Here is a 15000-nt window from a genome sequence, read left to right on the forward strand (position 1 = left end):
TGGTACTTGGTGGGCAACCGCCTGGGAGAGTAAGACGTAGCCACGTAATCTTTTTAATTTTAAAAAGTAAACATAACAACATTAAATCCACCTAAGTTTTTACATAGTTAAAAATTTAGGTGGATTTTTTTGTATAATAAAAAATAGAAATTTAAATTTTTATTAGATTAGATATTTATAAATTATTACATATTTATAGATAGCTAATATAGATTTATAGATAGTTATATAGAAAATTTACTCCATATGTATTTAAAGAATATAATTATGGGTAAAATATTTTTAGTTAATATTCAAAAGTACGGATATACTAATATATATTATGGTATAATGGAAATAGAACTAATGTTCGGGAAAGGTTAGGTGATATTATGGATTTTAAAATAAAATCTGACTTTAAACCTACAGGTGACCAACCTGAGGCTATTAGAGAAATAGTAAATGCCATAAATCATGATGAAAAATTTTCGACTTTATTAGGGGTTACAGGTTCAGGTAAGACATTTACAATGGCAAATATAATACAAGAGGTTAAAAAGCCTACTCTTATATTAGCACACAATAAAACATTGGCTGCACAGCTTTATAGTGAATTTAAAGAATTCTTCCCTGATAATGCAGTTGAGTATTTTGTAAGTTATTATGATTATTATCAACCAGAGGCATACGTTGCCCACAGCGATACATACATAGAAAAAGATGCTAGCATAAATGATGAAATAGACAAATTGCGCCACTCTGCTACAGCATCAATTTTAGAGAGAAAAGACACTATAATCGTATCTTCTGTATCATGCATATATGGTATAGGGGATCCAAAGGATTATAAAGATTTGATGTTATCTCTAAGGGTAGGTATGGAAGTTGAAAGAGATGAAATAATTAAAAAATTAATAGATATACAATACGAAAGAAACGATATAAATTTTGTAAGAGGAACATTTAGAGTAAGGGGAGATGTTGTCGAGATTTTCCCTGTAAGTAATGATGAAAGAGCTATTAGAGTAGAATTCTTCGGCGATGAAATAGATAGAATAACAGAAATTGATTATGTTACTGGAAAAATCGTAGGAACAAGAAAATACACTGCTATATTCCCAGCATCACATTACGTTACTACTCCAGAAAGAATTGAAGAGGCAGTAAAAGCAATAGAAAAAGAATTATCAGATGTTGTTCAAGAATTTAAAGATAATGACCAGTTGCTTGAAGCACAAAGGATAGAACAAAGAACAAAATATGATATAGAAATGCTTAAAGAAATAGGATTCTGCCAAGGTATAGAAAACTATTCAAGACATATTACAGGCAGAAAAGCAGGAGAAAAGCCATATACACTTATGAACTTCTTTCCAGATGATTTCTTGTTGATAATAGATGAATCACACGTTACGCTACCACAAGTTAGAGGTATGTATGCAGGAGACCATTCTAGAAAAAAATCATTAATAGACAATGGATTTAGACTTCCTTCTGCATACGACAATAGACCTTTAAACTTTGAAGAGTTTGAAGAAAATATAAACCAAGTATTATTTGTTTCAGCGACACCAGGTCCTTATGAAATTGAACATTCAACTACAGTTGCACAACAAATAATAAGACCTACAGGATTACTTGACCCAATTATAGAAGTAAGACCGATTGAAAATCAAATAGACGATTTAGTTGGAGAAATAAACAAGGTTATAGAAAATGGAGAGAGAGTATTAATCACTACCTTAACTAAAAAAATGAGTGAGGATTTAACAAATTATCTTGAAGAAATTGGAATTAAGGTAAAATACCTACATTCAGATATCGTTACTTTAGAAAGAACGGAAATAATAAGAGATTTAAGATTAGGTAAGTTTGATGTATTAGTAGGTATAAACTTACTTAGAGAGGGATTAGATATACCAGAAGTATCATTAATAGCTATTTTAGATGCAGATAAAGAAGGTTTCTTACGTTCAGAAACATCGTTAATACAAACAGTTGGACGTGCTGCCAGAAATGCAGAAGGTAGAGTTATTATGTACGCAGACAAGATTACTCGTTCAATGGCAGCTACAATTGAAGAGACAGCTAGAAGAAGAGAAATACAGTCACAATATAATAAAGAACACGGTATAATTCCTAAAACAATTAAAAAAGACATCAGAGACAGCATAGAAACTCTTAAATTAGCTGAGGAAGAAGAAATTTACGGAATAAGTGAAACTGATAATAAAGAAGAAATTAAGGCTAATATAGATAAATTACAAGCTGAAATGATGGAAGCAGCAACTAATTTACAATTTGAAAGAGCGGCTCAGTTAAGAGATAAAATAAAAGAATTAGAGCAAAAAGTATAAAAAATATAAATAAGATTACTAATACAAAACATATTTTTACAAATAATCGATTAGAAATTTTTATATTAGAAAGAATTATAAGAGATAGATTCAAAATAAAAAGAAAGGAACATAGAATGGAAGATAAAATAATAATAAGAGGTGCTAAAGAAAACAATTTAAAAGATGTGAATTTAGTAATCCCTAGAAATAAATTTGTTGTATTTACAGGATTATCTGGCTCAGGAAAATCATCATTAGCGTTTGATACAATTTATGCAGAAGGACAAAGACGATATGTAGAAAGTCTTTCATCATATGCTAGACAATTTTTAGGGCAAATGGAAAAACCAAATGTAGAGTACATAGAAGGTCTTTCACCAGCAATTTCGATAGACCAAAAGACAACATCAAGAAACCCTAGATCAACAGTAGGTACAGTTACAGAAATATATGATTACCTAAGACTTTTATTTGCTAGAGTTGGAGATGTACATTGTCCTGTATGTGGAAATAAAATAAGCCAGATGACAGTACAAGAAATCGTGGATAAAATATTAGAATTTCCAGAAAGAACAAAATTACAAATACTGTCTCCTATCGTTAGGGGTCAAAAAGGAACGCATAAAAAGACACTAGAAGGACTAAAAAAAGAAGGATTTGTAAGAGTTAGAGTAAATGGAGAAAATTACGAAGTTACAGATGAGATTGAACTAAGTAAAAATAAAAAACACAATATAGAAGTAGTTGTAGATAGAATAGTTGTAAAACCAGGAATTGAAGGAAGACTTTCTGACTCAATCGAAACAGCAATAAAATTATCAGATGGATTAGTTATTGCACAAATTATAGATGGAGAAGAAATACTGTATTCAACTAAATTCGCATGTCCTGACCATGGAGTTGGAATTGAAGAATTATCTCCAAGAATGTTCTCATTTAATGCTCCATTTGGTGCTTGTGATGAATGTAATGGTTTAGGTGAACGTAGAAACGTTGATGAGGATTTAGTTGTACCAAATAAAGATTTATCGATAAACCAAGGCGCAATAGCAGCATGGGGTTCTGTAAGTAAGAGTAATGATACTTACTATAGCAAAATGGTAAGAAGTTTAGCTGATATATATGGAGTATCTTTAGATACACCATTTAAAGAATTACCAGATGATTTTGTACAAGAGTTACTTTACGGAAGAGACAACACAATTGTAGAATTTGAATTTGATTCTAAATTTGGAGGAAGAAAACACTATAAAGCTCCTTTTGAAGGTGTTTTAGTAAACTTAGAGCGAAGATATAATGAAACTTCTTCTGAATATGCTAAGGATAAAATTGATGAATTTATGGCAGAGACTCCTTGTCCAAAATGTAAAGGTAATAGACTAAAAAAGGAAGTCCTATCAGTTAAAGTAGGAGAAAAAAATATAATTGAAGTAACAGAGCTTTCAATAAATGAATTAATAGATTTTATAGATAGTTTAAAATTAAGTGAAAAGAATCAATTTATTGCTCAGGAAATATTAAAAGAAATACACGAGAGGGCATCATTCTTAATCAATGTAGGTTTAGAATATTTAAATCTATCTAGAAAGGCGGGAACACTATCAGGTGGTGAAGCACAACGTATAAGACTTGCAACACAAATAGGTTCTGCTTTAGTAGGTGTTCTTTATGTATTAGACGAACCTAGTATAGGTCTTCATCAAAGAGACAATGATAAATTAATAGCCTCACTTCAGAACTTAACTAGAATAGGAAATACGTTGATTGTTGTTGAGCACGACGAGGATACTATGAGAGCTGCGGACTATATAGTAGATATAGGGCCTGGGGCAGGAGTTCATGGTGGTGAGATAGTTGCTCAAGGTACATTTGATGAAATTATAAATAACCCGAATTCTATAACAGGTATGTACTTAAGTGGAATGAGAACTATAGATGTACCGGAAACAGTTAGAGAAGGAAACGGAGAGTTTATAGAAATAATAAAAGCAAGTGAAAATAACCTTAAAAACCTAAATGTAAAAATACCATTAGGTAAATTTGTATGTATAACTGGTGTTTCAGGCTCAGGAAAAAGTACACTTATAAATGAAATACTATATAAAAGTGTTGCCAACAAAGTAAACAGATCTAGAATGAAACCAGGAAAACATAAAGAAATAAAAGGTATAGAAAATATAGATAAGATAATAAATATTGACCAAAGTCCAATAGGAAGAACTCCTAGGTCAAATCCTGCAACTTATACAGGAATATTTGACCACATAAGAGATTTATTCGCAATGACAAACGAAGCTAAAGCAAGAGGATATAAAAAAGGAAGATTTAGTTTTAATGTAAAAGGTGGAAGATGTGAGGCATGTAAAGGTGATGGAATAATAAAAATAGAAATGCACTTCCTACCAGACGTATATGTTCCTTGTGAAGTATGTAAGGGTGAAAGATATAATAGAGAGACTCTACAAGTTAAATATAAAGATAAGACGATTGCTGATGTATTAGATATGAATGTTGAAGAGGCACTAGAATTCTTTGAAAATATACCTACAATAAAAAGAAAATTAGAGACATTAATGGATGTAGGTCTTTCATATATAAAATTAGGTCAACCATCTACTCAATTATCAGGTGGTGAAGCACAAAGAATTAAATTAGCAACTGAATTAAGCAAAAGACCTACTGGTAAAACATTATATATTTTAGACGAACCGACAACAGGGTTACATATGGCTGATGTAGACAAATTAATAGATGTTCTACAAAGATTAGCTGATACAGGTAACTCTATAGTAGTAATAGAGCATAACTTAGATGTAATTAAGTGTTGTGATTATATAATTGATTTAGGACCAGAAGGTGGAGATAATGGGGGAACTATAGTTGCAACAGGAACTCCAAAAGAAGTATCAAAAGTAGAAAAATCATATACGGGACAATTTTTAAAAAAATACTTTGAATAAATATGTATTAATATAAATAATTTTGTAATATGATAGAAAAACATCAAAAAAATATGGTATGATTTAATAGTAAATAAGAGCATTATAAATTAATATGATTTATAATGCTCTTATACATTAAAAAATTATAAATGTCAGAAAATAAAAGATTATATAGGAATTAATATGTAATTAAAGACAAAAAATAAAGAATAATAGAAGTTTATGAGGAAAAAGGAGATTTTTAATGTTTGATATTCAAGAACAATTAAAATTACTACCAGACGAACCTGGCGTTTATTTAATGAAAAACAAGAACGACAAAATAATTTATGTCGGGAAAGCTATTTCTTTGAAGAATAGAGTTAGACAATATTTTCAATCATCTAAAAATCACTCATCAAAAGTGAGATCTATGGTAGAAAATATTGCATCATTTGAGTATATAATTACTGATTCTGAGTTAGAGGCGTTAATACTTGAATGTAACTTAATTAAACAGTACAGACCAAAATATAATGTTTTGCTTAGAGATGACAAAACATATCCATATATAAAAGTCACTGTTAATGAAGATTATCCAAGAGTAATGAAGGTTAGAAGAGTACTAAAAGATAATGCAAAATATTTTGGACCATATACAAATGTGGGTGCGGTAAACGATACCCTAGAGATAATTCATAATATATATCCAATTAGAAATTGCAATATAGATATACCAAAAGCTATTAAAAATAATGCAAGGCCATGTTTGAATTATCATATTAAAAAATGTATAGGACCTTGTACAGGACATGTATCTCAAAAAGAATATAACAAGATGATTGATGAAATATTATTATTTTTATCAGGAAAAGAAGAAACTTTAATAAATCTCTTAAAAGAAAAAATGAATGAGTGTGCAATGAATTTTAACTTTGAAGAGGCAGCCACTTATAGAGATAAAATAAAGAATTTGGAAGAGATAAAAGAAAAACAAAAAATAGATTCATCAAGTATGGATGCAAATCAAGATGTAATTGCTTTAGCAAGAACAGAAGAAGAAGCATGTGTTCAAGTATTCTTTATGAGAAATGGAAAAATAATAGGAAGAGAACACTTTATATTAGAAGGTGTAGAAGGAAGTAAATCTAATTCTGTGCTTGGCTCATTTGTAAAACAATTCTATATGGAACAGGAGTATATACCAAAAGAAATAATTATAGATGAAGATATAGAAGATAGAGAGATATTAGAACAGTGGTTAAGTGAGAAAAAAGGAAACAAAGTAAGTATTACATTACCTCAAAAAGGTGAGAAGAAAGCATTGGCTATGATGGTCAGAAAAAATGCTATGGAATATTTAAATAAATTTTCTCATTTAAATAAACAAAAATATGAAAAAAGTATTGGTGCACTAACTCAATTAACAGAGTTACTTAACCTTGAAACAGTTCCAGAAAGAATTGAAGCATACGATATATCTAATATTCAAGGTGTAGATTCAATTGGTACTATGGTTGTTTTTACAAATGGTAAAAAAGATAGAAAAGAATATAGAAGATTTAAAATAAAGACCATAGTAGGTCCAGATGATTATGGCTCAATGGCAGAAATTTTAAGCAGAAGAATAAAACATGGAAATTTACCAAATTTAATTTTACTAGACGGAGGAAAAGGTCAAGTAAGCGCTGTACAAAACGTACTAGACGAAAATAATATACAAATTCCTCTGTGGGGTATGTTTAAAGATGACAAACATAGAACAAAAGGATTAGTAAATAAATCACAAGAAATTGTATTAGATAAAACAACAAACTTATACAGATTTGTTGCTAGCATACAAGAAGAAGTTCATAACTATGCTATAACTTATCATAGAAGTTTGAGAAAGAAATCACTTACAAAATCCGTACTAGATGATATACCTGGTATAGGGGAGACAAGAAAGAAAAATCTTTTAAGCCATTTTAAAAGTATTGATAGTATAAAGGCTGCTACATTTGAGGAATTATTAGAAGTTGAGAGTATAAATAAAACAGCAGCAGAAAATATTTATAATTATTTTAAATCGGAGGAATAAGAATGGAATCAAAAGACAAAATAGCAATATCAGATCTTGTTAGGGACTTAGAACTAAATGTTGTTTATAGACCAGAAGGTAAAGAATTCTTCGTTCAATCACAAGATGTAAATAGAACAGGATTAGCACTAGCAGGATACTTTGAATATTTTGCATTTGATAGAATACAGATAATAGGTAAAGGGGAATATACTTATTTTAAAAATATCGATAAAGAAAAGAGAAGAGAAATACTAGATAAATTATTCTCTTATGATATACCTGCATTAATCGTTACAAGAGGATTGGAAATTGATGAAGATATATTAGAAGCTGCCAAAAGACACGAACGTGTACTAATAAGTAGTGAAAGAAATACTACTAGATTTATAAACAAAATATCTAACTATCTTGATAATAGATTAGCACCACATATAACAATACATGGAGTACTTGTAGACGTATATGGGATAGGTGTTCTTATAAAAGGAGAGAGTAGTATAGGTAAGTCTGAAACTGCTCTTGAGCTTATACAAAAAGGACATAGATTAGTTGCAGATGATGCAGTAGAAATAATAAAATTAGATGATGATAGATTGATTGGACAAGCGCCAGAATTACTAAGACATTACATGGAGATAAGAGGTATAGGAATAATCGATGTAAGAAGTTTATATGGCGTTGGTGCAATAAAAAACATGAAAGAAATAAGTTTAATTCTTGAACTGGAAAGTTGGGACCAAGAAAAATACTATGATAGACTAGGTCTTGATAAAGAATATGAAACAATATTAGGAAAAGAAGTAGAAAAATTAGTTGTTCCAGTAAAACCAGGTAGAAATACAGCTATGATAGTAGAAGTTGCAGCTATGAACTATAGACAAAAAATAATGGGATATGATGCAGCTATAGAATTTACTAAGAAATTATCTCAAACAATACAAAAATAAAATAGTATAAAATAAATAAAATAGCCTTTTGCATGTTTTGATTAAATAATGTGAAAGGCTATTTTATTTAAAAAATTTATGCTCATAATAGTAAATCTAATTATAGTAAATTAAGTATATAAAATATTTATGAAAAAAAAGAAAGACCTGTCGAGTAAAAACACGACAGGCCAATCTAATCTATATATTATAGGCTTTTAAGGCTATTATTAACTAATTTATTCAGTAGTTAAGGCAGCTTCTTTTGGATCTTCTTTTGCATATGGATTACTTCTATCAAAATAATGCGTATGTAGATAAGTATGAGCGTTGTGTCCGCCTCTTTCTCCCAAGAACTCAGCATATAATTTTTTAATATCTTGGTTTTGATGAGATTTACGTTTAGGCTTATTAGCATCGATTGCATATAATCCAGCACCTCTTGCTTTAACTTTTTCGTAATCTCCACCATGGAATGGTTGACCTCCACCGGCAACACATCCACCAGGACAAGCCATGATTTCTATGATGTGGTATTTAGGAGCTCTACCAGCAGCTATATCAGCTCTTAATTCATCCATTAATTTTCTAGCGCATCCTAGAGATGAAGCTGCAACTACATTTACGTCAGTTCCACCAACGTTAACTGTTGCTTCTTTGATTCCTTCAAATCCTCTTACAGATTTAAATTCTATAGCATCATCAGGTAATTCAACTTTAGTTACATCAGTGTAAGCAGTTCTTAAAGCAGCTTCAAGAACACCACCAGTAACACCGAATATATCAGCAGCACCAGTTGAATATCCTAAAGGACTATCAAATTCAGCATCTTCTATAGTTGCTAAATCTATACCAGCTTCTCTTATCATTCTTGCAAGTTCTCTTACTGTTAATGATAAATCAGTATCGATTATACCATCTTTACCTAATTCTTCTCTAGCAACTTCATATTTTTTAGCTATACAAGGCATTATAGACATTACTATAACTTCATCAGGTTTTTTACCTAATATTTTGTCAGCGAAATAATATCTAGCTACTGGAGAGAACATACTTTGTGGTGATCTACAAGTTGATAAGTATTTTAATAAATCTGGGTATTGAGTTTCACAGAAGTTAACCCAAGCTGGACAACATGAAGTCATTATTGGTAAATCTCCACCTTTAGTTAATCTTTGTACAAACTCATTAGCTTCTTCCATTATAGTTAAGTCAGCAGCAAAGTTAGTATCGAATACATAATCAAATCCTAATGCTTTTAAAGCTGCAACAACTTTACCAGTAGATATAGCTCCAGGTTCAAATCCAAATTCTTCACTTATACCAACCCTAACAGCTGGAGCAATTTGAACCATAACTGGTTTTTCTTTTTGAGCTAATGCATCCCAAGCTTCTTTAGTATTATCTTTTTCCATTAAAGCACCAGTTGGACATACACTAACACATTGTCCACAGAAAGTACATTCTGTATTCATCATGTCAGTATTGAAGAAAGTACCAACTACAGTATTGAAACCACGATTTACACCAGAAAGAACACCAACAGTTTGAACTTCTGTACACATAGTTTCACATCTTCTACATAATATACATTTGTCATTATCTTTTACTATAGAATAAGAAGAAGTATCTATAGGTGAAGTTGATTGTTCACCTTTAAATCTTATATTTCTTATACCCATATCAGAAGCTAAATTTTGTAATTCACATTGACCACTTTTAGCACAAGTATAACAATCTTGTGGATGGTCTGATAATAATAATTCAACAACATTTTTTCTATATTTTAAAGCTTCAGGAGTGTTAGTGTTAACTACCATTCCTTCTTTAACCATAGTACCACAAGCAGGTACTAGTTTTCTTCCTGCACTTACCATACATACACGGCAAGATGCACATTCATTAGTAAAACCTATTTCATCTATTTTCATTTGGCATAAGCTAGGTATTTTAATACCTACTTGCTTTGCAGCTTCAAGTATTTTAGTACCAGATGGTACGGCAACAGCTTTGCCATTTATAGTTAAATTAACTAAACTCATTAGTAAATCCCTCCTCAATAATAATTAAAAAATTATTGTCTAACAATTGATTATAAATGTACTATCTTTTTTCGATTGCATGTTTCTTACATTTTTCCATACAAGCACCACATTTTAAGCACTTAGTTGTATCGATAACATGTTTTTCTTTCTTTTCACCAGTGATAGCATCAGCAGGACAGTTTTTCTTACATAATCCACAACCGATACAATTATCATTGATGAAGTAATTTAACATAGATTGACATTTAGCAGCAGGACATTTTTTGTCTTTGACATGAGCTAAATATTCATCATAGAAGCAATCTAATGTACTAAGAACAGGGTTAGGGGCACATTTACCAAGACCACATAAAGAAGTATTCTTTATAGTTAAAGCTAAATCTTTTAAATCAACTAAGTCTTCTTCTGTACCTTTACCATCACATATCTTAGTTAACATTTCAAGTAATCTCTTATTACCTATACGACATGGAGTACATTTACCACAAGATTCATCAACTGTGAATTCAAGGAAGAATTTAGAGATATCAACCATACAGTCAGTTTCATCAAGAACAAGCATACCACCAGAACCCATCATAGAGCCTATAGATGCTAAAGATTTAAAATCTATTGGAGTATCTAAGTCTCTAGATGATATACATCCACCAGATGGACCACCAGTTTGAACAGCTTTGAATTCTTTTCCGTTAGGTATACCTCCGCCTATTTCATAAACTATTTCTCTTAAAGTTGTTCCCATAGGTACTTCAACAAGTCCTACATTGTTTACTTTTCCACCTAGGGCGAAAACTTTAGTACCTTTAGAATCTTCAGTACCATAAGAAGCAAACCAATCAGCACCATTATTGATTATAGCTGGAACATTACCAAATGTTTCAACGTTATTAACTGAAGTAGGAGCTTGCCATAAACCATGTTTAGAAGAAGAGAAAGTCTTCATTCTTGGTTCGCCACGTTTACCTTCGATAGAGTTAATTAATGCAGTACCTTCACCACAAACGAATGCACCAGCACCATATTTTAATTCTATTTTGAAGTTAAATCCAGTTCCTAATATATTGTCACCTAAAACACCAGCTTCTTCAGCTTGTGCTATAGCTATTTTTAATCTATCTATTGCAAGAGGGTATTCAGCTCTTATGTAGATATATCCTTGAGAAGCACCAACAGCATAACCAGCTATTGCCATAGCTTCAAGAACACTATTTGGGTCACCTTCTAGAAGTGATCTATCCATGAATGCACCTGGGTCACCTTCATCAGCATTACATACAATGAATTTTTTACCGTTTACAGCAGGGTTTTTAGAAGCAGATTCCCATTTAACACCTGTTGGGAAACCAGCACCACCACGACCTCTTAAGCCAGATTTTTTCATTTCTTCGATAACTTCTTGTGGAGTCATTTCTTCTAGACATTTAGCAAGAGCTAAGTATCCATCATTTGCGATATATTCAGTTATATCTTCTGGATTTATATGACCACAGTTTCTTAAGGCAATACGTAATTGTTTTTTATAGAATGCCATATCTTCATGTTTTTGAACTTTTTGGTGATTTAGAGCAGGTTCTTCGAATAATAATCTTTCTACAACTTGGTTATTGGCGATATGACTTTGAACTATTTCATTAGCATCTTCTGGTTTAACATGAACGTAGAATACGTTATCAGGATAAACCTTAACGATTGGTCCCATAGCACAGAATCCAAAGCATCCTGTTAAATGAACCATAGCATGGTCTGATAAACCAGCTTTTTCAATTTCTTCTTTTAAATTTTCGATTATTTGTAAACTGTCTGAAGATGTACATCCAGTACCTCCACAGACTAAGATATCTCTTTTATCAGGTATAGCATCTGTATGATTTTCTCTTAAATCAAGAACAGGTTTGAATTCTTTAACAGCAGCTTTTAACTCAGATATTGAATTTAATTTTTTCATCAATATTTACCCCCTAACAGCTTAATTCTAAATTTCTATAGTTGTCTAATATTTTGGAAACATCATCTGGAGTTGATTGACCATAAACTTTTCCATTTACAACTACAACAGGAGCTAGTCCGCAAGCACCAACACATCTTAAACCTTCAAGTGTAAATTTAAGGTCCTCTGTTGTTTCTCCAGCTTTGATTCCTAATTGTTTTTCGAATTCAGCCATTACCTTGTCTGAGCCTTTAACGAAGCAAACTGTACCAAGACAGACACTAATTTTGTATTCTCCGATTGGATTAGTAGAGAAGTAAGAATAGAAACTTACAACACCATATACTTTAGAAGGAGCAACGCCTAACTTATCAGCTATATGAAGTTGAACTTCTTTTGGTAGATAACCGAAGATTCCTTGAGCTTCTTTAAGTACAAATATTAAAGCACTTTCATCCGCTACTTCTAATGAATCAATAAGGTTATCTAATTCATCAAATAATTTTTGGTTTTGTGAAACAAAATCGCACATACAAATCCCCCTTTTCGTTTTAAGTTACTTCTTAAATTAGAATAATTAACTAACGATAAAAAAAGAAAATCTTATTAAGAAACCTTAGACTTAAATAAGGCAGATTTTCTTAAAAAGTAGCACTATTTATTTTTATATAGAGTGCAAAATACATTAATAGAAATTATACTTATAAAATTTATATAATGGTGATAGTAATAACTTCATTATGTATTTAAAAAATATAAAATCAAAAAATAGTTTTATAAAACAATCCGATCAATTAATGAATTTATATCAGAATATAATATACAAAATTTTCTGAAAAGAAAATAAAAGTAAGATTTTAGTTTGTAATGGGAGGGGGGGTTTAGTCATGGAGTACAAGTGTGAGGAAAAGTAGTTGGGAGGTACTTCATGCGAAAGCAGTTGAAGACAAGTTCGAAAAGAGTTTGGAAACGAATTCGAGTAGGCTTGTCGTTCGTTATGTTTTTGTAAATGGCCTCGTCAAACGGTGGAGAGAGTCGCTAGGTGATCGTCAGATCTGCCTAGTCTCTATACAGCGTGTTTAATTGACATGGGTTGATGCGTATTGAGAGATACAATTTGGGAAGAAATTCCCAGAGTGTGTTTCTTTTGCGTTTAACCTGAACAGTCTCATCGTGGGCATCTTGCGATTCCATTGGTGAGCAGCGAAGGATTTGGTGGATTACTAGCTAATAGCAATCTATTTCAAAGAATTCAAACTTGGGGGAATGCCTTGTTGAATAGCCGGTCGCAAGACTGTGATTCTTCAAGTGTAACCTCCTCTCAAATCAGCGATATCAAACGTACCATTCCGTGAAACACCGGGGTATCTGTTTGGTGGAACCTGATTAGAGGAAACTCAAAGAGTGCTATGGTATGGTGACGGAGTGCGCTGGTCAAGAGTGTAAAAGCTTTTTGAACAGAGAGCATTTCCGGCAGCAGAGAGACCTGAAAAAGCAATTTTTCTGGAATTTCAGCTGTTTCCAAACTCAATAAGTATCTTCTAGCAAGAGGGAATGGGTGGGAAAAAAAAAAGAGATTTCGGTTTCTTTCTTTTTTACTGCTTGTTGCTTCTTCTTTTAAGATAGTTATCTGGTTGATCCTGCCAGTAGTCATATGCTTGTCTCAAAGATTAAGCCATGCATGTCTAAGTATAAGCAATTTATACAGTGAAACTGCGAATGGCTCATTAAATCAGTTATCGTTTATTTGATAGTTCCTTTACTACATGGTATAACTGTGGTAATTCTAGAGCTAATACATGCTTAAAATCTCGACCCTTTGGAAGAGATGTATTTATTAGATAAAAAATCAATGTCTTCGGACTCTTTGATGATTCATAATAACTTTTCGAATCGCATGGCCTTGTGCTGGCGATGGTTCATTCAAATTTCTGCCCTATCAACTTTCGATGGTAGGATAGTGGCCTACCATGGTTTCAACGGGTAACGGGGAATAAGGGTTCGATTCCGGAGAGGGAGCCTGAGAAACGGCTACCACATCCAAGGAAGGCAGCAGGCGCGCAAATTACCCAATCCTAATTCAGGGAGGTAGTGACAATAAATAACGATACAGGGCCCATTCGGGTCTTGTAATTGGAATGAGTACAATGTAAATACCTTAACGAGGAACAATTGGAGGGCAAGTCTGGTGCCAGCAGCCGCGGTAATTCCAGCTCCAATAGCGTATATTAAAGTTGTTGCAGTTAAAAAGCTCGTAGTTGAACTTTGGGCCCGGTTGGCCGGTCCGATTTTTTCGTGTACTGGATTTCCAACGGGGCCTTTCCTTCTGGCTAACCTTGAGTCCTTGTGGCTCTTGGCGAACCAGGACTTTTACTTTGAAAAAATTAGAGTGTTCAAAGCAGGCGTATTGCTCGAATATATTAGCATGGAATAATAGAATAGGACGTTTGGTTCTATTTTGTTGGTTTCTAGGACCATCGTAATGATTAATAGGGACGGTCGGGGGCATCAGTATTCAATTGTCAGAGGTGAAATTCTTGGATTTATTGAAGACTAACTACTGCGAAAGCATTTGCCAAGGACGTTTTCATTAATCAAGAACGAAAGTTAGGGGATCGAAGATGATCAGATACCGTCGTAGTCTTAACCATAAACTATGCCGACTAGGGATCGGGTGGTGTTTTTTTAATGACCCACTCGGCACCTTACGAGAAATCAAAGTCTTTGGGTTCTGGGGGGAGTATGGTCGCAAGGCTGAAACTTAAAGGAATTGACGGAAGGGCACCACCAGGAGTGGAGCC

Annotated in this window: 7 protein-coding genes; 4 read left to right on the top strand and 3 right to left on the bottom strand. The window is 32.3% G+C overall.

Translation table 11 applies throughout. The annotated features are described in order from the left end of the window. The first annotated feature begins 371 nt into the window (after positions 1–371). The 4 genes from uvrB (at position 372) to hprK (ending at position 8248) form a co-directional block, all read left to right on the top strand. On the top strand, positions 372–2336 hold the full coding sequence (gene uvrB / locus RDX53_RS10655; RefSeq protein WP_195930889.1) for an excinuclease ABC subunit UvrB: 1965 nt from the start codon (positions 372–374) through the stop codon (positions 2334–2336). 116 nt (positions 2337–2452) lie between these two features. Next, on the top strand, positions 2453–5278 hold the full coding sequence (gene uvrA / locus RDX53_RS10660; protein ID WP_195930888.1) for an excinuclease ABC subunit UvrA: 2826 nt from the start codon (positions 2453–2455) through the stop codon (positions 5276–5278). Positions 5279–5504: 226 nt separating this feature from the next. After that, the gene (gene uvrC / locus RDX53_RS10665) at positions 5505–7319 is read left to right on the top strand and encodes an excinuclease ABC subunit UvrC (protein WP_295573569.1); all 1815 of its coding nucleotides are present in this window, start codon (positions 5505–5507) and stop codon (positions 7317–7319) included. 2 nt (positions 7320–7321) lie between these two features. Further along, positions 7322–8248 (top strand): HPr(Ser) kinase/phosphatase, encoded by a 927-nt coding sequence (gene hprK, locus RDX53_RS10670; RefSeq protein WP_195930886.1) that lies wholly within the window; start codon positions 7322–7324, stop codon positions 8246–8248. A gap of 218 nt (positions 8249–8466) precedes the next feature. Here hprK and RDX53_RS10675 read toward each other — a convergent pair whose 3' ends face one another. The 3 genes from RDX53_RS10675 to RDX53_RS10685 all read right to left on the bottom strand — a co-directional run bounded on the left by RDX53_RS10675 (position 8467) and on the right by RDX53_RS10685 (position 12731). Beyond that, on the bottom strand, positions 8467–10269 hold the full coding sequence (locus tag RDX53_RS10675; protein ID WP_195930885.1) for an NADH-dependent [FeFe] hydrogenase, group A6: 1803 nt from the start codon (positions 10267–10269) through the stop codon (positions 8467–8469). Positions 10270–10330: 61 nt separating this feature from the next. Continuing rightward, positions 10331–12217 carry an NADH-quinone oxidoreductase subunit NuoF gene (locus tag RDX53_RS10680; RefSeq protein WP_307994121.1) on the bottom strand — a complete coding sequence of 629 codons (1887 nt, stop codon included), beginning with the start codon at positions 12215–12217 and terminating at the stop codon, positions 10331–10333. A gap of 13 nt (positions 12218–12230) precedes the next feature. After that, positions 12231–12731 (bottom strand): NAD(P)H-dependent oxidoreductase subunit E, encoded by a 501-nt coding sequence (locus RDX53_RS10685; RefSeq protein WP_195930883.1) that lies wholly within the window; start codon positions 12729–12731, stop codon positions 12231–12233. Positions 12732–15000: the final 2269 nt, after the last annotated feature.

It is taken from the genome of uncultured Intestinibacter sp., from assembly GCF_902468165.1.
Taxonomy (GTDB): Bacteria; Bacillota; Clostridia; order Peptostreptococcales; family Peptostreptococcaceae; genus Intestinibacter.

What these genes read in the sequence shown, in the direction of transcription:
- uvrB (WP_195930889.1), top strand. Translation starts at nt 372, where the DNA reads ATGGATTTTAAAATAAAATCTGACTTTAAACCTACAGGTGACCAACCT.
- uvrA (WP_195930888.1), top strand. Translation starts at nt 2,453, where the DNA reads ATGGAAGATAAAATAATAATAAGAGGTGCTAAAGAAAACAATTTAAAA.
- uvrC (WP_295573569.1), top strand. Translation starts at nt 5,505, where the DNA reads ATGTTTGATATTCAAGAACAATTAAAATTACTACCAGACGAACCTGGC.
- hprK (WP_195930886.1), top strand. Translation starts at nt 7,322, where the DNA reads ATGGAATCAAAAGACAAAATAGCAATATCAGATCTTGTTAGGGACTTA.
- RDX53_RS10675 (WP_195930885.1), bottom strand. Translation starts at nt 10,269, where the DNA reads ATGAGTTTAGTTAATTTAACTATAAATGGCAAAGCTGTTGCCGTACCA.
- RDX53_RS10680 (WP_307994121.1), bottom strand. Translation starts at nt 12,217, where the DNA reads ATGAAAAAATTAAATTCAATATCTGAGTTAAAAGCTGCTGTTAAAGAA.
- RDX53_RS10685 (WP_195930883.1), bottom strand. Translation starts at nt 12,731, where the DNA reads ATGTGCGATTTTGTTTCACAAAACCAAAAATTATTTGATGAATTAGAT.